Below are 21859 nucleotides of genomic sequence, written 5' to 3'. Positions count from 1 at the left end.
ATATCATAAAATTGAGACTATGGCTCAGATTCATGTTGCGCTCGAGGTCTTGCGGAGCAGAGGCTACAGGGTAACTGAGCCGCGAAAGCGCGTGCTCAAGGTTTTAGCGGAGGTGCAGAGTCCTGTCTCGCCTTACGATATACAAGAAATTCTGCAGCGAAAAGGCGAATATCTTAACCACGTAACCATCTACCGTGTACTTGACCTTCTTTGCTTTCTTCACCTGGCGCACAAGGTGTTGCTGGTGGGGGGATTTGTGAAATGTACGCTTGGAGAAGGGGGTGGGTGCCATCGCTTCGTGGTTTGTCGTCAGTGCGGCGCTCTTCGTGAATATGCAGACAAAGCACTGTGTGAAGAGGAGAATGCAATTGCTCAGGAGTTTGGCTTTCAGGCTGAGCAACACTTCTCCGAGTTTTCCGGTATTTGCTCTGGATGTATGGCTTCGGCGAGGTCTTGATTCCAGACTTATTTGGTGGCTCTCATGCTTAGAAGAATAGGAATTGAACTAGCCAAACATGCCCCATTTACCGCTGCTGGAGCGGTCTCCGGCATCGTTGTAATGGCTATCGTAATTCTTGCCAAGACACCTTCTAATATCTCTGAGACCATTTTTTATATTTTACATCCCGCCCATGTTTTATTCAGTGCCATTGTCACCACAGCAATGTATAAGCGGTACAGCGTGGGTAAGCTCTGGGCGGCGATTTTAGTCGGTTATACCGGCTCGATTGGTATAGCCACATTAAGCGATTGTATAATTCCCTATCTCGGTGGAGAGTCACTCAGAATCACGATAGAATTTCATGTACCTTTTATAGAGGAGTGGTGGCTGGTAAATCCAGCGGCGTTTCTAGGTATTGCCATAGGTTATCTGCGACCTGCAACCAAACTCCCGCATGCGGCACATATATTTTTGAGTACCTGGGCATCTCTATTCTATTTCACCGCATTTAGTGTGGCGAACTGGCTTCCTTTACTTCCTTTTGTCTTCTTGTTTCTATTTCTTGCAGTTTGGCTTCCTTGCTGCTTCAGCGATATAGTATATGCTCATCTCTTTGTGGGTGGCGACCAGCATCATCACGACGAAATAGACCATTAGCTCTGATCGAATGTGCAGTCTAACGTAGTTTGAATCCCCTTCAATTTACAGGAAACTCGTTAAATCTTTTTGCCCATTCTCAGACTGTGTGCTAATATGGCTGAGATTTGAGAAGTCGTTGTGCTGATATGCTGGATTCACTGAATAAGACTCAACAAGGTGTGAAGCGTAGCCGGGAGAGCTGGTTTGGTAAGGTTGCCAGTCTTTTCGACCGAACCAGGGTAGAAGATGAGGTTTGGGATGAGCTGGAGGGGTTGCTAATTGCCGCAGATGTTGGTGTGGCTACCACGCAGAAGCTAATCGAAAAGGTAAAGCAGCGAATTAGAACGGAAAAGCTGAGCGAAGGGACACAGATACGTGCAGTCCTAAAGGAGGAGATGGTGAACCTGCTGAAGGCAGAAGTTGGAGTGGCGAATATTTCGAAGTCAGCCGGTACGCAAATTATTCTGGTAGTGGGGGTAAATGGCTCGGGCAAGACGACGAGCATTGCTAAGCTCGCCCATGGTTTCAAGAATGAGGGTAAGAAAGTCATTCTGGCTGCTGCTGATACCTTCAGGGCTGCGGCTATTGACCAGCTTAAGCACTGGGGTGAACGGGTAAAGGTGGAGGTCGTGGCTCATCAACCTGGCGGTGACCCGGGTGCAGTGGTCTATGATGCTCTTCAGGCAGCTCAAAGCCGACAGGCTCAGGTGGTTATAATTGACACCGCCGGCCGTCTCCATACCAAGTTTAACCTCATGGAGGAGCTCAAAAAGATAAAGCGTGTGTCCGGTAAGTACGAGATGCCTCAAGAGGTGTTGCTGGTAATTGATGCCACTACCGGTCAGAATGGCCTGGCTCAGGCTAGACATTTCACTGAAGCGGTGGGAGTGAATAGAATTTTTCTGGCTAAACTTGATGGCACTGCCAAAGGTGGGATAGTACTGGCGATCTGTGATGAGCTGAAAATTCCCATTACCTACATTGGGACTGGCGAGCAGCTTGACGATATAGCTACCTTTGATGCTAACACCTTTGTCGAGGCGATTTTTTCGTAGATAGGAGAAAAGAATGATTACTATAAACATCAGTCCTGTGGCTTTCAGCCTTGGTGCTTTTGAGGTGAGATGGTATGGGATTATGGTGGTCATGGCTATTGTGGCAGTGATTGCCATCGCTTTGCTGGAGGCGAGACGTGTCGGTCTGGCTGAGGACCACATTTATAGTATGGGCTTATGGGCGGTCATCGGTGGTGTTTTAGTTTCACGATTGTTTCATGTCATTGATAAGTGGGATTATTATATGGCTAATCCTACGCAGATACTTAACTTTGCTGGCTTGACCGTTTACGGAGCAGTTCTGGGCGCCTTAATAGCAGTGTTGATTTATTGCTGGGTTAAGAAGCTCTCCTTTTGGCAAATAGGCGATGTTGCTGCTCCAGGGGCAATTCTGGGGCAGGCTATAGGCAGGATTGGCTGCCTCATAAATGGCTGCTGCTACGGGTTGCCTACGTCTTTGCCCTGGGGCGTGGTTTATACGAATCCGGGCAGTTATTGTCCCCTTGATGAGACATTCCAGCCTACACAGATTTATCACCTGCTCTGGAACTTGATAGGATTTGGCATACTCTGGTCGTTACGCACCCGACTCAAGCCGCAGGGCTCGCTCTTTCTACTCTACCTCGCCCTGTATGCTGCTGGTGACCTGAGCATAAGGTTTGTGCGAGCAGGAGAGCCTTTCCTTTTCGGTTTGCAGCAGGCTCAGTTAATTGGCATAATAATACTTCTGGTAACAGTGCCTTGGCTTATTGTCAGGATGTGGCGTTATCGGGCGAAGCAACCGTCCCCAGCAGGTGTCAGCGAGGTCAATGAGACGGGTCAAAATCGAGGAGCTTAAGTCGAAGCCTGTGCCCATCGTTCCAGCGGTCCACTTCCAAATTGTAGGCGATATCCAGATAAGTGGTTGTTTCTTGAGCACGGTTGCCAAGCCGGAAGCCGATAGCGTCCCAGACCATATTTGCTTGTTTCAGTTTTAGTCCCAGATGTTCACCCTGGCTGCCAATCTGACGCTGGTCAACGATTTCGACATGGCGACTGACAAAGACGGGTAATGGATTGCCGGAGCCAAACGGGGCCAGCCGTTGTATTTGAGTGAAGGTTTCCCCGGTGAAGATCGATAGGGGCACTTCCGCATCGATGTCAATGTGAGGACGGAGGTCTAGGCCAGCCAGTTGAGCTTCAGCCAGAGTGAGGAGCCGCTTTTGGAGTTGAGTGAGGTTGGTGGTGGGTACGGTGAAGCCGGCTGCCTTAGTATGGCCACCAAAGTTAGATAAAAGGTCGCGGCAGTCTTTTAGGGCGGCCATTAGGTCAAACTCAGGTATGCTCCGCCCGCTGCCACGGCATATATCGGCACCAAATTTGAAAATGAGTACCGGGCGGTAGAACTCTTCCGATAATCTGCCGGCGACAAGCCCCATAACACCTGCTGGGTAGTCTTCTTCACCTGTCATCAGCAGCGGGAAGTCGGTTCCGGTAGCAATTATCCTTTTTCTGGCTCGTTCCAGCAGTTCGCTGGTTAGCCGTTGCCTTTTGGCATTCTTTCCCTCTAGCTCTAAAGCCAGTGAGGCAGCCTCTTTTGGGTCTTGTGTGAGGAGCAATTGGTAGCTTGTGGCAGCATCATCAAGTCTACCGGCGGCATTGAGGCGAGGTCCTAATATCCAGGATATACTTTCAGTATCGAGATTACCCGGTTTTAGGCTGGCACCGCGCATCATCTCTTGAAGCCCGAGGCGCTCGGTATTGTTAAGAAGTTCAAGCCCACGCTTCACCCAGTAGCGATTGTCGCCAGTCAGTGGCACCATATCGGTTACGGTGCCTAAAGCTACCAGGTCTAATAACCTGTTCAGTAATTCTTCCCGGCCACTGCCCTTAAGGAGTGCCTGAAAAAGTTTGAAAGCGACACCTACCCCAGCAAGTTCGGTTGATTGGCAAGCGGAATCGCTTCGTTTAGGGTTAACCACTGCCAAGGCTGGCGGCAGAGAAGCTAGCGGTAGGTGGTGGTCGGTGATGATTATGTCTATTCCCATCTTTCGGGCTTTTTGGATTTCAGTAATGGCAGTAATGCCAGTGTCGACGGTGATGATAAGGCTGATGCCTTGTTTGCGGAGCTTTTCCAGAGCAGCTACTTGCAAGCCGTAGCCTTCACGGTAACGGTGGGGTATATAGGGAATGACTTTGCCCCCAAGTGCTGAAAGCCCTTGAACGAGTAATGCCGTGGCGGTTATGCCATCAGCGTCAAAGTCACCGTAGATGGCGATTTCCTCACCGGAAAGTAGAGCCTGATAAGTCCTGCTTACCGCTTGAGGCATGTCAGGGAGAAGAAATGGGTCGGCTTCGAGTCGGCTGTCAGCATTCAGGAAGGCCTCGATTTGGGAGGATTCTGAGATGCCTCGATTGCAAAGCAGTTGAGCCAATAGCTGGTGAATCCCAGGTATGTCGCTCGTTGGTTTGGCTGGGGTTAGTAGTCTCCAATGGGTGCGGCTCAAGCCTGTGCCTCGGACATCCGATTGCCTGATTTATACCACAAGTTATTACCGCCCGCAAGTCAGAACGGGGAAATCTTAATTGACCTGGTAAGCACGAGGTAAATATAATTGTTACTAGTCTGTTTGTTGATATGTAGTGGCGAGGCTTTAGCCTCGCCGAAGCGACCATTTAGGGTCGCTGCTACATGGGGGGTAAGTAATCTAAAGATGTTGCAGCCTACCGAATAAATTGCTACGGGACACTATTGCTATTAGTAGTGGATTCAGTAATGAGTTAAGATTATGGAGGATAACTTAAAAGTAGCCTTTCATACCCTGGGATGCAAACTTAATCAAGCCGAGAGCGAATTGCTGGCTAGACAATTTGCCGAGGCCGGATATCGTGTTGTTAGCGGTGACGGGGCAGATATTTATGTCTTAAACACCTGTACGGTTACTCACATCGCCGACCGCAAATCACGGCATTTAGTGAGGCTGTGGCGGGCAAGAAATCCAGGAGCCTTAATTATCGCCACCGGCTGTTATGCACAAAGAACTCCTCAGGAACTGGCTCAGGTCGGTGCTGGTCTTGTTGTGGGCAATGAGCGGAAGATGCATCTTCTGGACATGCTAAAAGATGGGCATGCTCCTGTGGCTCATTATTCACCGGGGCAGATTGTGGCCGATGGCGTTAGTCGGGTTCGCAGTTTCATAAAGATTCAGGATGGCTGTAACGATTTCTGTACCTATTGCATTGTGCCTCAGGTGCGTGGCCGAGAGCATTGCCTGCCGATGGCGGATGTAGTTAGCGAGGTGAAGACAAGGGTCGCTGCTGGCTATAAGGAAGTGGTACTCACTGGGACTAAAATCGGCGGCTATAAGCACAACGGGATGAATCTTAAGCAATTGGTTGAGCAGGTTCTTGAAGTTACGGGCGTGGAACGGCTGCATCTTTCATCTTTACAGCCTCAGGACATCTCGCCAGAGCTCCTCAGCCTGTGGCAAGACCCTCGTTTATGTCGTCACTTCCATCTGGCATTACAGAGTGGTAGTGACAGTGTTCTTGGACGGATGAGGCGCCGTTATTCAGTTGCTGATTATAGGCAAGCGGCGTCTTTGATTCGAAAGATTGTACCTGATACTTCTATAACTACAGATATTATGGTGGGTTTTCCCGGTGAAAACGTTGAGGAGTTTGAGGGAAGCTATCGCTTTTGTCAGGAAATTGATTTTGCTAATATTCATGTTTTCAGTTATTCCTCCCGACCGGGGACGTTGGCGGCAAGGATGTCAGGGCAGATTAATGACAAGCTGAAGAAAGAGTGCAGTCAGCGGATGCTGGAGCTGGCTCAACGGAGTGTGCGCAAATTCTGTCAGCGATTCTTGGGGCAGAACATGACTGTCTTGTGGGAAAAGGAGGTTACTCCCGGCAGCGGGATATATTCCGGACTTAGCCACAACTATATTCGGGTTTTCACTCAAAGCAGTGAGCCATTGACCAATCAGCTTCGATCGGCACGTCTGGTTCGATTGCATGATCAGGGGTTATGGGGGGAGATTATAAGTGAAGGTTAGAGTCAAGGTGGTTCCCAATTCGAAAACCGATGAAGTTATTAGGGAAGGTGGTGGGTTTCTGGTGAGGGTAAAGGAACCTGCTAAAGAAGGCAAGGCCAACAAGGCAGTCATTAAATTGTTGGCCGACTATTTTGAAGTTCCGCAGAAACAGGTAACCATCTCAAGTGGCTTCGGAAGCCGCGACAAAGTTATCGAGATTTCACGATAGTTAATAAATAACATAGTTGCTATAAGTTTAGCAGGCGAGTTAATTATTGTGTTTCTCCCTTGCGGCGTTGACTGCGCAGAAAGTCCTCTACCTCCTTGATAATCCTGTCGGCACCGGGCGATGGCTCTCTAGGCGTGATGCCTTCAATTTCGTATTGTTCCTCCAGCTTCTGGATGTAGAGTTGCAGTTCCTTGTTGTCAGCCAAGAGCTGGTTCAGCATATCCTGCAGGTGTTCGCCAGCTTTTATGAGTTCCGCAAAGTCGATTTCAATTTCCAGCAACTCGGTCAACTTTTTGACGAGCCCGAGGCAGACCATGGGATTGGTCTCGACCCGGACGTAGAAGGGAGCATGCCCCCAGAGGCTGATGGCTTCTATGTCTCTCCGGGCGCAGTTGGTCAGCAGCAAGCTGTGCAGGCCGCTTGGTCCTTGGTAGTTTATTGGTTCAATATGATGCTTTTGGAGCACGTTTAAGAGGCTGGCTCTATTTACTACGCCGGATATCCTCGGCTCTTTTGTGTGAGGGATACTGTCATGGAGCCCACCTAAGGCGTACATTCTCCGGACCTTGAGTTTGCTGGCTAAGTCCAGGATTGTGTCAATGAATTTCTGCCAGTGGCGTTGAGGTTCGATGCCGTGAAGCAAAACCAAATCATGGTCAGCTTTCGGGTTTCTCCAGAAGAGAAGACTGTTGTGTGGCAGTTGTAGCGATGTTATTAATCCCCTGTCAACAGTTACCTCAGGGCGTGTAGTGGAGAAGTCGTAGAATTGGTCACCTTCTATATGAGCAAACCCGGTGGCATTCAGGCCCCTGGCTAAATAAAGGACAGTTCCGGTGGCAACCTGGGCGGCATCAGACCAGCCAGCAAGGGCAGCTATAAAATCGGGATTGCGAAGTTCTGGCAGTTTGTGTATGGCTGTTTCACTTATTTCCATCTCAGTTCCAAGTTTAGAAACGACTAAAGCTCCTTTTTCTGTCCTTTCAGTCTAACATAACTGGTAATGGTAAAGAAATGTAGCAGAATTGTCCTTGTTATGCTAGGCATTGACTGGCATGTTATACTTTTGGGGTAAAGCGTGTGATACATAAACCTAATGCACGAGGAGGAAAGCGAACGTGGCACGTATGAGAGTTATAGTTAATCCAGCCGCTGGTGCGGGAAAGACTGCCAAGAAATGGCCGCAGATTATGAGCCTGCTGAAGAGTTTGGGGCTAGACTTCGAGCATGATGTTACCGAAGCTCCTGGTCATGCCATAGAGCTGGCTAAATCGGCAGTCAAGAAGGGCTATGAAATCGTGGTATCTGTGGGTGGTGACGGAACTATACATGAGATAGTGAATGGCTTACATGAGGCTGGTGGCAGTGCTAATGTGGCAGTGGGTATCGTAAATACAGGAACGGGCGCCGATTACATCCGTACCATCGGTGTGCCTCGTCGTTATAAAGAAGCTTGTCAATGTCTTCTAAGCCCTGGCAGGCGCACGGTAGACCTCGGTGTCGTTGAATATACCAAGGATGGACAACGGAAGAAGCGGTTGTTTGTGAATTTTGCCGGCATTGGTTTCGATGCTGAAGTTGTTAGGGCAACTACTGAGAAATTTAAGGCTCTGGGTGATATGCCTTCCTATCTGATGGGACTATTCTCTACCCTTATGTCCTACGAAAACAGGGATGTGTCCATCACAGTGGATGGAGAACATGGGGAAAGAAGGATTTGCACTGTCCTGCTGAACAACGGCAGGTATGGAGGTGGAGGTATGATGCCGGCACCTAATGCTGACCCGGGTGATGGTTTTTTTGACTTGGTGATAATAGATGATATAACCAAGCCGGACCTTATCATGTCAATTCCCAGAATCTACAGAGGCACTCACCTCACCCACCCGAAGGTGACCTTGATGCGAGCACGGGAGGTAGAGATAAGTCCGACATTAACGTCGGCTGTCCAGGCTGATGGTGAACTTCTTGGAGAAGCACCAGCCCGCTTCAGTGTACTACCTGGGGCACTGAACATTGTCATCTAGAGGCCACAGTTTCGCGGTTGATTCTAGTCAGTAGCACTTCCGCAGTACCAGATGTGGAACGAGTTACGCTCTTTCCAGCATACCGGCTAGACCAGGGGTTTCTTTTAAAAGCTGGTCTAGTGAAATTTCCTTTCCGGTGACGTCGAAGGCTTTCTTTGCTGATGGCGAAGCCACCACTACTCTGACAGGTTGTTTAACGCCAGAGAAAAAGATACTGCTGCCGCTGGGCTGGCAGTTAAGCGATAATCTTGTTACCAAGATTAGAGTTATTCCGGCTATTGCGACAGGGCCGCCGATTGTTACCTTTTTCTTTTCCATTTAGACAAAACCAATTTCTTCGCAGCTCGCAATGTGGGCAATGAGAAGGCGAATCCAATCAGAGGTGCAGCCAATTGGATAGGCCTCAGCCTTAACGTTCCGTAAAGATGACCTTCGATAATAGCCTCGCCGGCAAATGAAGGCTCGATCTTTATCGGGTGAGGCGAGAAATAACTCAGAAGTAGATTAACTGGTGCTGCAAAGGCAAATAGTAAGCCTGTATCAGCCGGATTATCAAGCCCTACCTTGAGGTTTGCTACGAGTTCCCTAATCTTAATGTGTCTGAGAATTCTTTTCAGGAAGCTACCAAATTGTCTTAGGAGACCTTTGGTTCGCAGGACTTCTAACGTGAGTCTTATCCCCAGTGTCCAGTTTTTTGGCTTCTGTTTATGTTCAGTAGCTTTCTCTTTCTCAAGCCTCTTCTCTCCTGGCCTTAATTCGTGACTGATCAGGCCGAAGAGCCATACTAATCTCATGCTGAATTTGGGTCTTCCGGCCATGTTTGTACGGAGTACCAGGTCGAGTGGAACACAGAGGAGAAGTGTGATGAGTACCGCTAGGCTAGCTAGAACAACAATTGCCCACAACTATTTTTCCCCTTCTTTTTTCCTTTCTCCCCATCTTTCGGTGAGTTTTGCCGCAATATCAGGTATGGTTTCGCTCAATTTCTCTATGGCTGTTGCCATACCCCCCTTTATTGGCTCTATCCTGACGCCGTCCTTATCGATGACTATGACAGCAATGGGTCTTACCCCGGCACCGCCCCCGCTGCCACTGCCTCCACCCTCTGAGGTCTCTTTGGTCTCTCCCTTACCCGAGCCACCGCCGGCAGCAAAGCCAAAGCCAACGCTCATCAAGGGAATCAGAGTTGTACCCTCGATAGTTATGGGTTCACCGACAACGGTCTTGGCGTCAATAACTTTCTCGATTTCTCCGAGTGTTGTTTTAATTAGTTTCTCAACGTCATCCATAATTTCCTCCTAGGGCGTTCTCCTGCAATGTAGGATATTATACCACGGTGTAAAAGTATGCCTAGAAGAGCAGGTTATCAAAATGTTAGAGCAGATTCAAGTTTCTGATTGGCTATCGCCTTCCGGTTCTTTTGCCGGTGCGCGGTCGCGAAGCCAGCGGTGAATTTCATCAAGGGCCGGAGGTGACACACTGAATACCTCTAGGTCTTCGGTAAATTGTAGTATGTGTCCCTCTCTAATGAACAGCATGGCTGTTTCATCGGCTTTCAGCGTTTCGTCTATGCTTTTGCTGATATGTTCATATCTTTTCCTTGAAGCTTCGATGTAGAATTCAGACACTTTCTTGGCTACTTTATCGCTCAGGAATCCGATAAATAAGCATCTCTCCCAGTCGATGGTTTCCTCTGCTAATTCCTTATCTTCTATCACCTCAAGTTTGGCACCATCTTGGCACTTTTGCTTGGCGATTTGATAGCTTTTTGGGTTCAGTCTCTCCATAATCTTGAGGCCGTCATCGCCACCTAAGCTGATTGATTCGTGGTAGACCCGGTTAACAGTGCCTATTTTCGCTTCAAGGTTGACTACGTGTTCTGCCACCTGCTTCCAGTAGAGTTCATATCTCTCGGTGTACTCAGAGGGGGCGTCTTTGTGTGAGTATATCAATGGAACGAGTAAAAGTTTCCTTCCCTTTTTGAAGCTTGCAGCTTCGGGTTTTTCTATTTTGCCTAATTCCTGTGTCATGTTCGTGCTCCTTCCTCTTAGTTTATCATACAGCTTGTTCCCTAAAAAAACGGAAGCAAGCTAATGGAGATGAAATTAGGCAGTGCGAGGGGTGCTGGTATAAATAGATAAATGGCGCGCCTAGAGGGATTCGAACCCACGACCCCCGGTTCCGAAGACCGGTGCTCTTGTCCGCTGAGCTATAGGCGCAAGTGATGCTGTGGGCTCCCCGCTTTCTTGAAGGCTTGTTAAAATTGGGGTGAGCGGAGGGATTCGAACCCTCGTTCTCCAGGGCCACAACCTGGCGCCTTAAACCACTCGGCTACGCTCACCATGGGTCACAGTTAGTTATTATAGCTGAGCGGCTATATGCGATTCAATTGACAAAATATAGCCAAAGGCCTCTAGAGGGTGAAAACCTATTGACAACGATTGAGAACAAGACTACAATTCGCCGATAACGGGAGCAAAAACAATTATCTGTGCGTAATGATTGGCAGCCCAAGCTGGGCGATAAGTTCGTCCGCAGTCCCCGAGTTAAATTACATCCTCTACGGCGGGTCCTCGGTATTCCCGGATTGTTCAGTACCGCCTATGGCGATGTCGGCTCCTCCATTTATTATGCTTTGGGTCTTGTGGCTCTGGTGGCTCTGGGGGCAACGCCTATAGTCTTAGGTATAGCTGGCATCTTGTTCGTTTTCACCGCTCTCACTTATGCCGAAGGTACAGCCATGTTTCCTGAAGCTGGTGGCTCTGCCAGCTTTGCTCGCCATGGTTTTAATGACCTAACGGGGTTTATCGCCGGCTGGGCTCTCATGTTCGGTTATATTGTTACTATCTCCATTTCTGCCTACACCATCCCTTCCTACCTCGGTTATTTCTGGGAACCACTGAAAGCATCGCCGATAATCCATACAGGGGCTGCCATGGGCATCGTGTGCATACTTATGATGATTAACGTCATCGGCGTCAGGGAGTCATCACGGCTGAACTTCTCTTTGGCTATTCTCGACATTGCTACTCAGGTGTTGATCATAGTGTTGGCTTTGTTGATTCTCTTCAATCCGGTAGTCTTTTGGGAACGAATTACCGGTTACTGGCCATCGACTCCAAATTTGATTTTCGGCGTGGCCATAGCCGCTATTGCTTTTACCGGTTTGGAGACTGTGTCACAGATGGCTGAAGAGACCAGGCGTCCTCAAGTGAGGGCCCCCAGAGCGTTAGTTTTAATGACTATCGTTGTCTTAGTCATATTCGCAGGTATCTCCGTGTCTGCTTTTTCAGCAATGACACCGGCTGAGTTGGGTTCTAATTGGGCAACGGACCCTGTAGCTGGCATTGCCCACAACCTTTCTGCAGCTATTGTTCCTAACGAGTTGACAAAGGGGTTTTCTGAGCCAGCTCATCAGATTGTTGTTGCCTATGTTTTACAGGGGCTGCGCAGTGTGCTTCCGGTGCTGGTAGCGTTGTTAGCGGCAACCATATTATTTATAGCCACAAATGCTGGACTATTGGGCATTTCCCGCCTAGCATTTTCTCTAGGAAGGTTTCAGCTTATACCGGCAGAGCTGAGCCGTGTACATCCTCGTTCTAAAACTCCTTATATTTCTATAATCGTTTTTACTCTAATAGCGCTTGTTTTGCAGATGCCAGGCTTTTTTGGTCCCGATGTGTTCGCTAACTTAGGTGGGCTTTATGCTTTCGGCTCAATGCTTTCTTTTGCCCTGGCGCACCTATCCATCCTGGCTTTACGAGTAAGGAAGCCGGATATTCCCAGACCCTTTAAACTTGGCTGGAATGTTCAGATTGGTCAACGGGATTTACCTGTTACAACAATCCTTGGCTTGTTAGGCACTACTGCTATCTGGATAGTAGTGTTGATAATGCAACCGTATAGTCGCTGGGTCGGCTTGGCCTGGATGGCGTTCGGGTTTGGTATGTATTTTCTTTTTCGCCGGCTGAGGCGCGTGTCTCCAAGTCAAACAGATGGTTCGCCGACTGGACTTACGGGTGATAAAGAATGATTGCACAACTTGTCGGGCAAAACTATAATGGATAACGCGGTCTGATGAGACTTGAAAGAATATTAGTCGCGGTAAACGGCAAGGATTCTGATGTGGAGGTTGTGAAGTTAGCCTGCGACCTGGCTAAGAAACCTAAGGCAAAGATTTTTGTTGTTTATGTCATTGAAGTCAAGCGCAGTCTGCCTTTGGACGCTGTAATCGAATCTGAAATACGTAGGGCTGAAGAGACATTAGCTCGTGCTGAAGATATTGCTTCTAACAGGGATTATGAAATTGAGACGGATTTAATTCAGGGACGAGATGCAGGGCCGGCTATTGTAGATGAGGCAATGGAAAAAGAGGTTGATTTAATTTTGATGGGTTTTACGCACAAGAAGCGTTTCGGTGTTTTTAACTTGGGCAGAGTCATACCTTATGTTTTAGAGGAAGCGCCTTGCCGTGTCCTGCTGTACCGCGAACCGATGGGCTTGAGGTGAGAATTATGAAGATTATTATTATGGGGTGCGGTCGGGTTGGCGCTCAACTGGCCAGCTTACTCGATGCTGATGGGCATAAGATAACTGTTCTAGATGTGGATGCCCATAGTTTTAGACGGTTGCCGCCAAGTTTCGGAGGTACAGCGCTGGTTGGTGATGGTACTGACGAAGAGATGCTAAGGAAAGCTGGTATCGGGGAAGCTGATGCCTTTGTAGCAGTGACTCAAGGCGATAATCGCAACGTTATGGCAGCCCAGATTGCTAAAAACATATTTAATGTTCCGAAGGTAATCTGTCGCATATACGACCCGTTGCGCAAAGACGTGTATGAGGCGCTTGGGCTTGAGGCTGTCAGCCCGACAACTGTCTTTGCCCAATTGCTAAGGGATAAGCTTCTGGCTACGTGAAAGAGGTGAAACTGCAGAGATGTACATAATTATCATCGGTGGGGGCAGCGTTGGTTATCACTTGTGTAAAGCGCTACTCAAGGAGAAGCACGAGGTATTGGTGCTGGATAGGGATGCCACTAAGTGTGAAAATTTTGAGGATGAGCTGGGAAGTGTGTGTGTGAGGGGTGACGGTTGTGAAGTAACTACTCTGGCCGAGGCTGGGGTATCTAGGGCTGAGGTATTTATAGCAGCTACCGATGAGGATGAAGATAACCTGGTGGCTTGCCAGGTGGCTAAGCACAAATTTGGTGTACCGCGGACCATAGCTCGGGTCAACGATCCTAAAAATGAAGAAATCTTTAGGAAGCTGGGTGTTGACTGTCCCATCAGTGTTACCAACCTTATTCTGGAGCATATCGAAGAGAAAATACCCACGCATCCGCTAATTCACCTCTTGACCATGGGGGAGGAGAAGATGGAAATAGTTGAGGTCAAAATACTGGAGGGGTCGAAATCAGCGGGTAAGTCGGTTAAGGAGCTGTCATTACCTTCCGATTCTATTTTAGCTCTGCTAATACGCAATGGACAGAAGCCTCAAGTGCCTACAGCCGATACTATCCTGGAGGTTAATGACCGCATCATCGCTTTAACAACTACTGACAGCGAGCAGACTCTGCAAGAGAAATTGGCTAGCGACTAGCCTTGGTGTGGGGCAGAGGAATGACTAAGGTTGCTTTTCAGGGGGAGAGTGGAGCATTCAGTGAAGATGCCGTAGTCACCTTCTTTGAGGATGCCGAGCTTTCCCCCAACCGTTATATAGGCGATGTTTTTGAAGCTGTGCTTAGAGATGATGTCGATTTCGGTGTGGTTCCGGTGGAGAATTCTCAAGCCGGCAGCATTAATGATACCTATGATATGTTGTTAAGTTATCCTCTAAATATTTTCGGTGAAATTCATCTCAGGATAAGCCATTGTTTGATGGCTTTGCCTGGGGAAAGTCTGGATAGAATAAAGGTGATCTATTCACACCCTCAGGCCTTAGCCCAGTGCGAGGAGTTTTTGAGGAGGCTCAAGGCTGACATTGTGCCTACCTATGATACTGCTGGTAGCGCCAAAAGGATAAAGGAAGCTGGTCTGAAGGGATGTGCTGCTGTGGCAAGCAAGCGAGCAGCTCAGATTTATGGTCTGGAGACCCTGGCGGAGAAGATTGAGACCAATGTCAATAACTACACCAGATTCTTTGTTATCTCCAAGAAGAAGGCTCAGCCTGCACCGAAAAGTAAGACGTCTCTGGTCTTTGGCACCAAGAACCTTCCTGGAGCGTTATATGCTTGCTTGGGGGCTTTTGCCACCAGGGGCATGAACCTGACAAAGTTGGAATCAAGGCCCAGTAAAGATAAACCATGGGAATATATATTCTATGTTGATTTTGAAGGGCACATAGATGATAGAGTTTGGCAGGAAGCCCTGACGGAGCTTAAACAGAAAACCAATTTCATTAAAATACTTGGCTCTTATCCCCGTGCCGGCGATTGACAGCTAAGAGACAATCCGCAAACCATCCTTCAACTTGTTGTAAGTCGCTGCTAATGCCTCAGGTAAAACTTTGGTATTCGAAATCACCGGCATGAAGTTTGTGTCACCCCGCCATCGAGGTACTATGTGGGTGTGAAGATGGTCATCTACCCCAGCCCCAGCTACCTTGCCTAGATTCATGCCGATGTTGAAACCGGCTGGTTTTATTACTTCGATTAACAATCTGAGGCTCTGCTTAACCAGTTCGAAGTGCTCCTTTGCCTCTTCATCTGTCAGCCCGTCAAGGTGGCCTATGTGGCGATAAGGTGCTACCATCAGATGTCCTGGATTATAGGGGAAGAAGTTCAGAATTATGAAGTTGCCTTTGCCCCGCCGAAGGATTAGGTTGGACTCATCGTTGGCTTCTTTAGGTTTCTCGCACAGAAAGCAGCCGCCTTTTTCAGCTTGACGTATGTATTCTATTCGCCATGGCGCCCAGATTTGTTCCATTTTTGTCTTCTGTTTCTATCTCGCATTATCTTACATGTCTTCATAGCTAATTGCAATGATATTGACTTTGCTGACTAACATTGTTATCTTTGTTATCGGCAGATATGGCGACCGTTGAGCTAAATATCATTACCAGTGGTGGTATCCCCTGGGCTTTTAAGAGGGACATTGAAAGCACATTCCGCGATTGCTATCGGGGATTCGGGCCTAGAGTTCCGTACAAAGTTGAAATTCATGTGGTGGATAGGGAATCCAACATGCGAGGCTTGCTTAAAGAGGATAAGCTTAGACTAGGCATTACTACTGGCGGTGACGAGGGTTTCTTTTGCACTCATGATGCCTGGCGCGGTTATCCTCGGGTAATTTGCTGCTTGGAGAAATTGGCCAAGCTTAGCAAATTGGCCAGGTTGGGAGCAGTGAGGCACGTAGTAGCTCATAGCGCCATCCATGGTTCGCTTGAGTATTATATTTTCAAAGTTCCCGAGGATTGCCGTAATATAGCTGTGATTAAGGCACTTGATTCGCCTGTACTGGACCAGGCTCTTTACTATGTATCTGTGGCGGTTAAAGATTTCGAAGCCACGAGATTTCTAGTTCAGCATGACTTCATTGATTCCCAGTTTGCTTTTGGCTTAGAGTGGCTACAACCTTCAGAACAGGATAAATCAGCTTGGAAGTTGGCTCAGACAAATCGCCAGGCTAAATTTATCTACCTGACAACTTTGCTTAAGCCGACACTTTTTGCTCATCCCTTATTGGCACTGCCACGGTCGTCGAAGAATATTTCTTTAGAACACCAAGTACAGTTAGCGAGAAGGGTGGAGGAATTGTTGGAGTGCTTGGGGAGCGCCGAGCAGAATAGATTATTACAAGTGACCAATATGATAATTGAGGACGCTACCGAGGATACGCATAGGAATGTTGATTCTGCTATGCGTCAGGTTATGAACTTGGCTTAGTTTGCCAACCACGTAATAATTCAGGTGTAGTATAGTTCCTTGACCTCATGCGGTAATTTTGGGTGACTTTAACTTCTAATCTATCAGACTTTACAAGCACTGATAAAAGTAACATTGGACTCAGGTGATAGAACTAGACGGCTCAGTCAAGTCAGGTAGTGGGACACTGCTGCGCTATGGTATAAGTCTGGCTACTTTGCTCGTTGAAGAACTGTGCATGTGTAATATCCGGGCGGGCAGGGATAAGCCTGGTTTACGGCATCAGCATCATCAATCAGTTCTGGCTTGCCGCGATATATCGCAGGGTGTAGTTCAAGGGGCAGATGTGGGCTCGATGGAGATAAGATACAAGCCGGGTCGGGAGATAAAAGGCGGCGACTACAAATGGGATATAGGTACCGGTGGCTCAACTACAATGCTGGCTATGACCTTGTTGCCTTTAGCTTGTTTTGCAAGAGGGCCAAGTACCTTTGATATATCAGGTGGACTCTTCCAGGATTTTGCCCCTTCGGCATATCACATGAAATACGTTCTTTTCCCTACCTTGTATAAGATGGGAATAAAGGCTGATTTAGAGCTCAGGCGCCCCGGCTATGCCGAACAAGGCGGCGGCATCATCAAGGTTAGCGTCGAGCCGGTGGCAGGGAGGATTAAGCCTATCGAGCTTGTTGGCTGTGGTGGAGACAGTGGGATAAAAGGGATTGCCATTTGTTCCCACTTGGAGCAGGCTAGTGTTAGTGACCGAATGGCAAGGGAGTGTCACCGAATACTCAAGCAAGAGGATTATAATGCCAAAATAGAGGTGATTTATGATACTTCAGCTAGTCATGAAGGTGCTGCCTTAGCCATTTGGGCGGAAACTGAAGCCTGTCTTTTTGGCTCGGATAGAGCTGGGAAGAAAGGAAGGCGAGCTGAGAGCATCGGCAGTTATGTGGCGAACAATCTTATTCAAGATATCAGGTCTGGGGCCACAGTTGATAGGTTTTTAGCAGACCAGTTGGTAATCTATGCCGCCTTGGCTGATGGTGTAACAGAGTATGTTATACCCCGAATGACCGACCATGTTGAGGCTAACTTATGGCTTGTAGAACATATTTTAGGTAGCTCTGGCGCTAAGACGGAGATAGTTGGCAATCATATCAAGATAAAGGGCATCGGTTATAGCTCTCGTTAGGCGAATTTAAACACGTGCATTACTTAAGAAATCATGTTTGAGGCGGTTCAAGCTCTCTTCAAAGGGACCAGTCAATTGGTTCAGCTTTTTATCCCATTCCTCTTTGGCTCGAATATTAATCTGGCTGATGGCGGAGCCAGAGATTCTTAACTGGTGGAGTAACTCCCTGCCAGCCTTTTCTATCTCTTGGCCTTCTCTGTTTTCAGCCTCATCATATTCCTGGAAAAGCTCTTTTATTTTGCCTAGAGTTTCTATAGCCGTTGCAGTATTGGTTAGGGTTAGAATACCTTGACTTATTTTGTCTAACGTTTGGTCGTACTTTAGGTCGATCCCTTTAATGAGTCGGTGAATTGCTGCTTCGCTTATTAAGTCTTTATCTTGGGCACTATGTTTGCTGAGTTCGGCTTGGAGAAGGTGGGTATCATACTGGCTGAGGTACTTCTCAGCCAGCGATTTCCCGATTAGGCGGCACCGGTCTTGTCTTTGTTTCTCCCGTTCTTCAGGTGATAGCTCGCCTAGTTTACTAGCCTTTTCCTGGGCGATTTCCCAAGCGCTCTTAATCTCTCTCACTTGTCTACTCTTTGTCATTGCGAGCGAAGCGTGAAAGTTTTTGGTATTGCTTCTAGACTTATACCTGTCGCGATGACAGGGAAAATCCTGTGAATTGGTTTTGGCTTGAATTTTACCTTATAATTTTAATATATTCAAAGTTACTGTTCGAGGATGCTTAGTTATCATCCTGACTGAGATTCTTCAGTCACTCTGTTCTCTCAAAATGACAGGTGGGATTGGTAAAGGATATGATTTATCGGTCGTCGAGACCTTATGAGTCTGTGCAGCTTGCTGATGACTTTTACTGCTATGTCTGGCAGGGAAGCGGTAATAATTGTAATACTTGTTTGTTTGCTAATGTGCTACGGGGTGAGCGACCTCATGTCATTGTTGACCCGGGGCACGTAACTAATGAATTCGGCGAGGCCTGCTTTGATTACTTGATTAAGGCTATGGAGGGGAATAGCTTTGGGGTTGGTGAAATAGGATTGATAATAAATACTCATAGTCATCCTGACCACTGCCAGGCAAACGAGCTGGTGGTCAAAGAAAGTGAAGCCTGGATTACCTTGTCCGAGGAGGAAGACGAATTTCGTAACACATTGGGGAAGAAACTGTACTCGATGCTAGGGGTGAAAGTGCCACAGTTCACGCCTCTGTTTTATCTTAAGGAGGGAAACCTGAGTCTAGGTGCTAAGAACAAAGTTGAACTCCAGATTTTTCATACTCCGGGTCATTCTCCGGGTTCGATTTGCCTTTACTGGCCGGATAATAAGATTCTGATAACGGGAGATGTGGTTTTCTATGGCAGTATTGGCAGGACTGATTTCCCTAGCGGCAGCCTTTCATTGCTTAAGAAAAGCATCGATAGGCTATCACAGCTCGATGTGGAGTTTTTGGTTCCAGGTCACAGCACCGAGTATGGTAACATTGTGAAAGGCAAACTGAATGTGGAGCGTAACTTTCAGGCGGTTAAGCTGTTTCTTTAGCTGTTAGGTTGGACTTCTATGGAAGCTGATGAAAAAATTCAATATGCTATTGAACATACCGAGGTGCTGAGGGCACCTACGCAGAGCCTGGCTACCTTTGGCACCACCAATGTTTACTACTATCTGGTTACCGAGTTGGCCGAATGGGTGAACGTGGTCAGGGAGGGGAGGGTGATTGCCGCCAGGCCAAAGATTGTTACCCCGTCCTACCTTATTAATCTGGAAGGATTCAGCCTACAGGCCAGAAGGTTCATAGAGATGATGGCGGCAAGAGACCCTCATGAGCCTGGCATTTTCTACACCTACAAGAATGAGCCTAGGGAGATGAATATTGTTTCTGAGCCTGTGGGTGCGATAGTAGATAAAATCAACCGGCGCATAGATAGCCAGCGCGACCCATTGACAGCTATCATTAAAGGTGTTGAAGGGCTGTGGGATGTATCGTTGCTTAAGTTTACTTACGAGTTGACCAGAGGCTCGGTGCAGAGCAATGTGGCTGAATTGGAAAGACATGGGCTTTTACATGTGGATTCGGCTGGTGTGCCCAGGGATGCCAGGAACCACATCGAGGAGCTTTTTGAAAGAACGAAACGAGACCCATCTTGGGCATCTGAGCTGGTGGCTGAATTAAGGCGATGGGACTTGTTCTATGAGTACCAAGATAGGTTTCTCAGTCTGTTTAGGAGAAGATAAAGCCGCTTAAATCTTCAGATTGCTTTGCCTCCTTGTCCTCTCCCGTCTAAGGGAAATCCTGAATCAGAGCATCCAAATCATAAAAATTTTCTGTAAAAATGGTTAAAAACCTATTGCAGTGTCTCTTGTGGTGGTGGTATAGTACTATTGTCATGGGTAAAAAGTCCTAATGAGGTTCGCGGGTATTGCTATGCGCAGGTCAGGTACTTTATCGATGCGCTGTAGGGTGTGTCAGATTTAGTTAGGAGGTGCATTGTGTCTAAACCTATTGAGCTTTTCCGTCAGGGAAGGCATGAAGAGCTGTGGCAGATGTGCTGTGGTTTCATTGACCTCAGTCTGGAGCAGTTCATGGCTATTCAGAAGCGGTTGCTGCTGGAGCAGATTGAGATGCTGAAGCATTGTGAGCTGGGCAGGAAGTTGATGCGCGATGCCACGCCCGAGACTGTGGAGGAATTCAGAGAGCAGGTGCCACTCACTACTTACGCTGACTATTATCCCGAGCTTCCCGAATACAGGGAAGATTCATTGCCAGTGAAGCCTATAATCTGGCAGCATAGCACCGGAAGGTCAGCTGAATATGGTTTTAGACTAACCCCGTATAAATGGGCACCTGTCACTCCCAGATTTTGCCATGAACTTGGGATATTGATGTTTGGCATCGGGATTTTTGCCAGTTGCAAGAAGAGGGGCGATGTCTCCGGGCTTAAGTACTGTCCAAAAGTTGTCTATACTGTAGCTCCGCGACCTTACACTTCAGGTGTCTTGACCTATATCATGAAGGAAGAAATCGCACCGGAGTTCTTGCCGCCTCTGGAAGAAGCTGAGAAGATGTCCTTTGAAGACAGGATTGAGCTCGGCTTCAAGCAAGCCCTGTCCCGAGGGCTTGATTTCTTCTTCGGCTTACCCATTGTCCTTGTTGCCGTAGGGGAGAAGCTTAGCCGGCCGTCGGAGAAGAGAGATATTCGTCCTCTCTTGTCTCAACCAAAGGTATTGCTTCGTTTGATCAAAGGGCTGGCTAAGAGCAAACTAGCCCGTCGCCAGATGTTGCCCAGAGACCTGTGGTCAGTCAGTGGGATTATGTGCGGTGGTACCGATGGTGTTGTCTTAAAAGAGAAGATAAAAAAACTATGGGGTAGGTATCCTTTGGATACCTACACTTGCACCGAAGCTGGCGTCATATCTACTCAGACCTGGGACTATGATGGAATGACTTTTATTCCTAACCTTAATTTCCTGGAGTTCATCCCGGAGGCGGAGTATTCTAAATGGCAACTAGATAATTCCTACCAGCCGAAGACTGTCTTGCTTGATGAGGTTAAAGCTGGTGAAAAATATGAGATGGTCGTCACCAATTTCCATGGTGGGGCTATGGTCAGGTACAGGGTCGGAGATATAATCAGAATAACCTCGCTAAGAAACGAAAATATGGGCATTGGTATTCCGCAAATGGCATTTGAGATGCGGGCTGATGACGTTATCGATGTCGCCGGCTTCTTGCGACTGACCGAAAAGACAATATGGCAAGCGGTAGAGAATACCAATATCCCTTATGCAGACTGGACAGCGCGGAAGGAAATGGTCGAAGGCAGGCCGGTACTTCACCTTTATCTTGAGCTTAAAGACGGCTATATTGCCAGTGAAAAAGGTGTCGCCACAGCAGTGCTTGAGCAACTCAGGAAGTTTGATGAGGGTACTTTCTATGGAAACCTAGCTCGCACGGGTGACTCAAATCCAATAGAGGTTACCCTGTTGCCTGAGGGTGCCTTCGACAATTACATAGCTCAACGGCGGGCTGAAGGTGCCGATTTAGCTCATCTGAAGCCGCGGCATATAAATCCCTCGGATACAGAGCTCTCTCTGCTCAAAGCTAAGGTGAAAGCTGTGCCTGAGGTAGAGGTTGTAGCTGAAGCTGAAGCTGAAGCAGTGGCTAGGCGGTAGAGTTGTATTTGGTGTGGTGATTTCAGACTTGTATGAGGGCAGGCCTTAGGGTCTGCCCTTTCTGGTTGTGGGGTGTGGGGTGGCGAAGCCTAGTCCTGGACGCAGTGGGGAGCTGGTGGAGATTGCCACGCTTGGCTCGCAATGACACGGGGGAATTGCTGAATGACTTTCCCAACCCCTCTTGACAACCCTCAAAGCTGGGGACATAATTAGGCAAAGTAAA

The 21859-nt window shown here is 47.9% G+C and carries 25 protein-coding genes and 2 tRNA genes; 17 read left to right on the top strand and 10 right to left on the bottom strand.

Annotated features, from left to right (window positions below; translation table 11 throughout):
* Positions 1-19: 19 nt before the first annotated feature.
* The 4 genes from FJ023_08115 to lgt all read left to right on the top strand — a co-directional run bounded on the left by FJ023_08115 (position 20) and on the right by lgt (position 2974).
* A complete protein-coding gene (locus FJ023_08115) occupies positions 20-457 on the top strand; it encodes a transcriptional repressor (protein ID MBM4447293.1) in 438 nt (145 codons plus the stop codon).
* A 24-nt stretch (positions 458-481) separates the two neighbouring features.
* A complete protein-coding gene (locus FJ023_08110) occupies positions 482-1099 on the top strand; it encodes a hypothetical protein (protein MBM4447292.1) in 618 nt (205 codons plus the stop codon).
* A gap of 128 nt (positions 1100-1227) precedes the next feature.
* Positions 1228-2136, top strand: a complete 909-nt coding sequence (ftsY, locus tag FJ023_08105) for a signal recognition particle-docking protein FtsY (protein ID MBM4447291.1) — start codon at positions 1228-1230, stop codon at positions 2134-2136.
* A gap of 13 nt (positions 2137-2149) precedes the next feature.
* Positions 2150-2974: a prolipoprotein diacylglyceryl transferase gene (gene lgt / locus FJ023_08100; GenBank protein ID MBM4447290.1), complete on the top strand. Its 825-nt coding sequence runs from the start codon at positions 2150-2152 to the stop codon at positions 2972-2974.
* On the opposite strand, the gene recJ is transcribed toward lgt, so the two are convergent.
* On the bottom strand, positions 2943-4652 hold the full coding sequence (gene recJ / locus FJ023_08095; GenBank protein ID MBM4447289.1) for a single-stranded-DNA-specific exonuclease RecJ: 1710 nt from the start codon (positions 4650-4652) through the stop codon (positions 2943-2945). The two genes, lgt and recJ, sit on opposite strands and share 32 nt — an antisense overlap.
* A gap of 252 nt (positions 4653-4904) precedes the next feature.
* On the opposite strand from recJ, the gene mtaB reads away from it, so the two are divergent.
* A complete protein-coding gene (gene mtaB, locus FJ023_08090; GenBank protein MBM4447288.1) occupies positions 4905-6176 on the top strand; it encodes a tRNA (N(6)-L-threonylcarbamoyladenosine(37)-C(2))-methylthiotransferase MtaB in 1272 nt (423 codons plus the stop codon).
* Positions 6166-6384, top strand: coding sequence for a DUF167 domain-containing protein (locus FJ023_08085; protein ID MBM4447287.1), 219 nt, complete (start codon positions 6166-6168; stop codon positions 6382-6384). Before mtaB ends, FJ023_08085 begins: the two co-directional genes overlap by 11 nt.
* A 43-nt stretch (positions 6385-6427) precedes the next feature.
* On the opposite strand, the gene FJ023_08080 is transcribed toward FJ023_08085, so the two are convergent.
* The gene (locus FJ023_08080) at positions 6428-7318 is read right to left on the bottom strand and encodes a PAC2 family protein (protein MBM4447286.1); all 891 of its coding nucleotides are present in this window, start codon (positions 7316-7318) and stop codon (positions 6428-6430) included.
* A gap of 181 nt (positions 7319-7499) precedes the next feature.
* On the opposite strand from FJ023_08080, the gene FJ023_08075 reads away from it, so the two are divergent.
* On the top strand, positions 7500-8408 hold the full coding sequence (locus FJ023_08075) for a diacylglycerol kinase family lipid kinase (protein ID MBM4447285.1): 909 nt from the start codon (positions 7500-7502) through the stop codon (positions 8406-8408).
* A gap of 63 nt (positions 8409-8471) precedes the next feature.
* Here the strand turns inward: FJ023_08075 and FJ023_08070 are convergent, their stop codons facing one another.
* The 6 genes from FJ023_08070 to FJ023_08045 all read right to left on the bottom strand — a co-directional run bounded on the left by FJ023_08070 (position 8472) and on the right by FJ023_08045 (position 10749).
* Positions 8472-8726 (bottom strand): hypothetical protein, encoded by a 255-nt coding sequence (locus FJ023_08070; protein ID MBM4447284.1) that lies wholly within the window; start codon positions 8724-8726, stop codon positions 8472-8474.
* The gene (locus FJ023_08065; protein MBM4447283.1) at positions 8708-9313 is read right to left on the bottom strand and encodes a DUF2953 domain-containing protein; all 606 of its coding nucleotides are present in this window, start codon (positions 9311-9313) and stop codon (positions 8708-8710) included. The genes FJ023_08070 and FJ023_08065 overlap by 19 nt, the downstream gene beginning before the upstream one ends.
* Positions 9314-9697 (bottom strand): sporulation protein YtfJ, encoded by a 384-nt coding sequence (locus FJ023_08060; protein MBM4447282.1) that lies wholly within the window; start codon positions 9695-9697, stop codon positions 9314-9316.
* 96 nt (positions 9698-9793) lie between these two features.
* Positions 9794-10438 carry a hypothetical protein gene (locus tag FJ023_08055; protein MBM4447281.1) on the bottom strand — a complete coding sequence of 215 codons (645 nt, stop codon included), beginning with the start codon at positions 10436-10438 and terminating at the stop codon, positions 9794-9796.
* A 112-nt stretch (positions 10439-10550) separates the two neighbouring features.
* Positions 10551-10627: transfer RNA gene (locus FJ023_08050), tRNA-Arg, on the bottom strand.
* Between the two features lie 45 nt (positions 10628-10672).
* Positions 10673-10749 (bottom strand) — tRNA-His (locus FJ023_08045).
* 150 nt (positions 10750-10899) lie between these two features.
* Here FJ023_08045 and FJ023_08040 point away from each other — a divergent pair.
* Genes FJ023_08040 through pheA form a run of 5 tightly spaced genes read left to right on the top strand, consistent with a single transcriptional unit; the run spans position 10900 to position 14842 of the window.
* The gene (locus FJ023_08040; GenBank protein MBM4447280.1) at positions 10900-12441 is read left to right on the top strand and encodes an APC family permease; all 1542 of its coding nucleotides are present in this window, start codon (positions 10900-10902) and stop codon (positions 12439-12441) included.
* A 44-nt stretch (positions 12442-12485) separates the two neighbouring features.
* Entirely contained in the window at positions 12486-12917 is a 432-nt protein-coding gene (locus FJ023_08035; protein MBM4447279.1) for a universal stress protein, read from the top strand.
* A 5-nt stretch (positions 12918-12922) separates the two neighbouring features.
* Positions 12923-13324, top strand: coding sequence for a TrkA family potassium uptake protein (locus FJ023_08030; protein MBM4447278.1), 402 nt, complete (start codon positions 12923-12925; stop codon positions 13322-13324).
* Between the two features lie 19 nt (positions 13325-13343).
* On the top strand, positions 13344-14006 hold the full coding sequence (locus FJ023_08025; GenBank protein MBM4447277.1) for a TrkA family potassium uptake protein: 663 nt from the start codon (positions 13344-13346) through the stop codon (positions 14004-14006).
* Between the two features lie 20 nt (positions 14007-14026).
* The gene (gene pheA / locus FJ023_08020; protein MBM4447276.1) at positions 14027-14842 is read left to right on the top strand and encodes a prephenate dehydratase; all 816 of its coding nucleotides are present in this window, start codon (positions 14027-14029) and stop codon (positions 14840-14842) included.
* Between the two features lie 3 nt (positions 14843-14845).
* On the opposite strand, the gene FJ023_08015 is transcribed toward pheA, so the two are convergent.
* Positions 14846-15331: an HIT domain-containing protein gene (locus tag FJ023_08015; protein MBM4447275.1), complete on the bottom strand. Its 486-nt coding sequence runs from the start codon at positions 15329-15331 to the stop codon at positions 14846-14848.
* Between the two features lie 104 nt (positions 15332-15435).
* Between FJ023_08015 and FJ023_08010 the strand changes: the two genes are divergently transcribed.
* The gene (locus FJ023_08010) at positions 15436-16290 is read left to right on the top strand and encodes a hypothetical protein (GenBank protein MBM4447274.1); all 855 of its coding nucleotides are present in this window, start codon (positions 15436-15438) and stop codon (positions 16288-16290) included.
* A gap of 124 nt (positions 16291-16414) precedes the next feature.
* Positions 16415-17464, top strand: coding sequence for an RNA 3'-phosphate cyclase (gene rtcA / locus FJ023_08005; protein MBM4447273.1), 1050 nt, complete (start codon positions 16415-16417; stop codon positions 17462-17464).
* A 6-nt stretch (positions 17465-17470) separates the two neighbouring features.
* Here rtcA and FJ023_08000 read toward each other — a convergent pair whose 3' ends face one another.
* Entirely contained in the window at positions 17471-18034 is a 564-nt protein-coding gene (locus FJ023_08000; protein ID MBM4447272.1) for a hypothetical protein, read from the bottom strand.
* 218 nt (positions 18035-18252) lie between these two features.
* Between FJ023_08000 and FJ023_07995 the strand changes: the two genes are divergently transcribed.
* From FJ023_07995 to FJ023_07985, 3 genes are all read left to right on the top strand, one after another.
* Positions 18253-19005 (top strand): MBL fold metallo-hydrolase, encoded by a 753-nt coding sequence (locus FJ023_07995; protein ID MBM4447271.1) that lies wholly within the window; start codon positions 18253-18255, stop codon positions 19003-19005.
* A gap of 18 nt (positions 19006-19023) precedes the next feature.
* Positions 19024-19698: a hypothetical protein gene (locus tag FJ023_07990; GenBank protein MBM4447270.1), complete on the top strand. Its 675-nt coding sequence runs from the start codon at positions 19024-19026 to the stop codon at positions 19696-19698.
* 255 nt (positions 19699-19953) lie between these two features.
* On the top strand, positions 19954-21636 hold the full coding sequence (locus tag FJ023_07985) for a GH3 auxin-responsive promoter family protein (protein ID MBM4447269.1): 1683 nt from the start codon (positions 19954-19956) through the stop codon (positions 21634-21636).
* Positions 21637-21859: the final 223 nt, after the last annotated feature.

This window comes from Chloroflexota bacterium, from assembly GCA_016875875.1.
Taxonomy (GTDB): Bacteria; Chloroflexota; Dehalococcoidia; order GIF9; family UBA5629; genus 9FT-COMBO-48-23.
This window is presented reverse-complemented; position numbering and strand designations above follow the sequence as displayed.

Excerpts from the sequence above, each read along its gene's own strand:
- FJ023_08115 (MBM4447293.1), top strand. The coding sequence starts at position 20 with ATGGCTCAGATTCATGTTGCGCTCGAGGTCTTGCGGAGCAGAGGCTAC.
- FJ023_08110 (MBM4447292.1), top strand. The coding sequence starts at position 482 with ATGCTTAGAAGAATAGGAATTGAACTAGCCAAACATGCCCCATTTACC.
- ftsY (MBM4447291.1), top strand. The coding sequence starts at position 1,228 with ATGCTGGATTCACTGAATAAGACTCAACAAGGTGTGAAGCGTAGCCGG.
- lgt (MBM4447290.1), top strand. The coding sequence starts at position 2,150 with ATGATTACTATAAACATCAGTCCTGTGGCTTTCAGCCTTGGTGCTTTT.
- mtaB (MBM4447288.1), top strand. The coding sequence starts at position 4,905 with ATGGAGGATAACTTAAAAGTAGCCTTTCATACCCTGGGATGCAAACTT.
- FJ023_08080 (MBM4447286.1), bottom strand. The coding sequence starts at position 7,318 with ATGGAAATAAGTGAAACAGCCATACACAAACTGCCAGAACTTCGCAAT.
- FJ023_08070 (MBM4447284.1), bottom strand. The coding sequence starts at position 8,726 with ATGGAAAAGAAAAAGGTAACAATCGGCGGCCCTGTCGCAATAGCCGGA.
- FJ023_08060 (MBM4447282.1), bottom strand. The coding sequence starts at position 9,697 with ATGGATGACGTTGAGAAACTAATTAAAACAACACTCGGAGAAATCGAG.
- FJ023_08055 (MBM4447281.1), bottom strand. The coding sequence starts at position 10,438 with ATGACACAGGAATTAGGCAAAATAGAAAAACCCGAAGCTGCAAGCTTC.
- FJ023_08035 (MBM4447279.1), top strand. The coding sequence starts at position 12,486 with ATGAGACTTGAAAGAATATTAGTCGCGGTAAACGGCAAGGATTCTGAT.
- FJ023_08030 (MBM4447278.1), top strand. The coding sequence starts at position 12,923 with ATGAAGATTATTATTATGGGGTGCGGTCGGGTTGGCGCTCAACTGGCC.
- FJ023_08025 (MBM4447277.1), top strand. The coding sequence starts at position 13,344 with ATGTACATAATTATCATCGGTGGGGGCAGCGTTGGTTATCACTTGTGT.
- pheA (MBM4447276.1), top strand. The coding sequence starts at position 14,027 with ATGACTAAGGTTGCTTTTCAGGGGGAGAGTGGAGCATTCAGTGAAGAT.
- FJ023_08015 (MBM4447275.1), bottom strand. The coding sequence starts at position 15,331 with ATGGAACAAATCTGGGCGCCATGGCGAATAGAATACATACGTCAAGCT.
- FJ023_08010 (MBM4447274.1), top strand. The coding sequence starts at position 15,436 with ATGGCGACCGTTGAGCTAAATATCATTACCAGTGGTGGTATCCCCTGG.
- FJ023_07990 (MBM4447270.1), top strand. The coding sequence starts at position 19,024 with ATGGAAGCTGATGAAAAAATTCAATATGCTATTGAACATACCGAGGTG.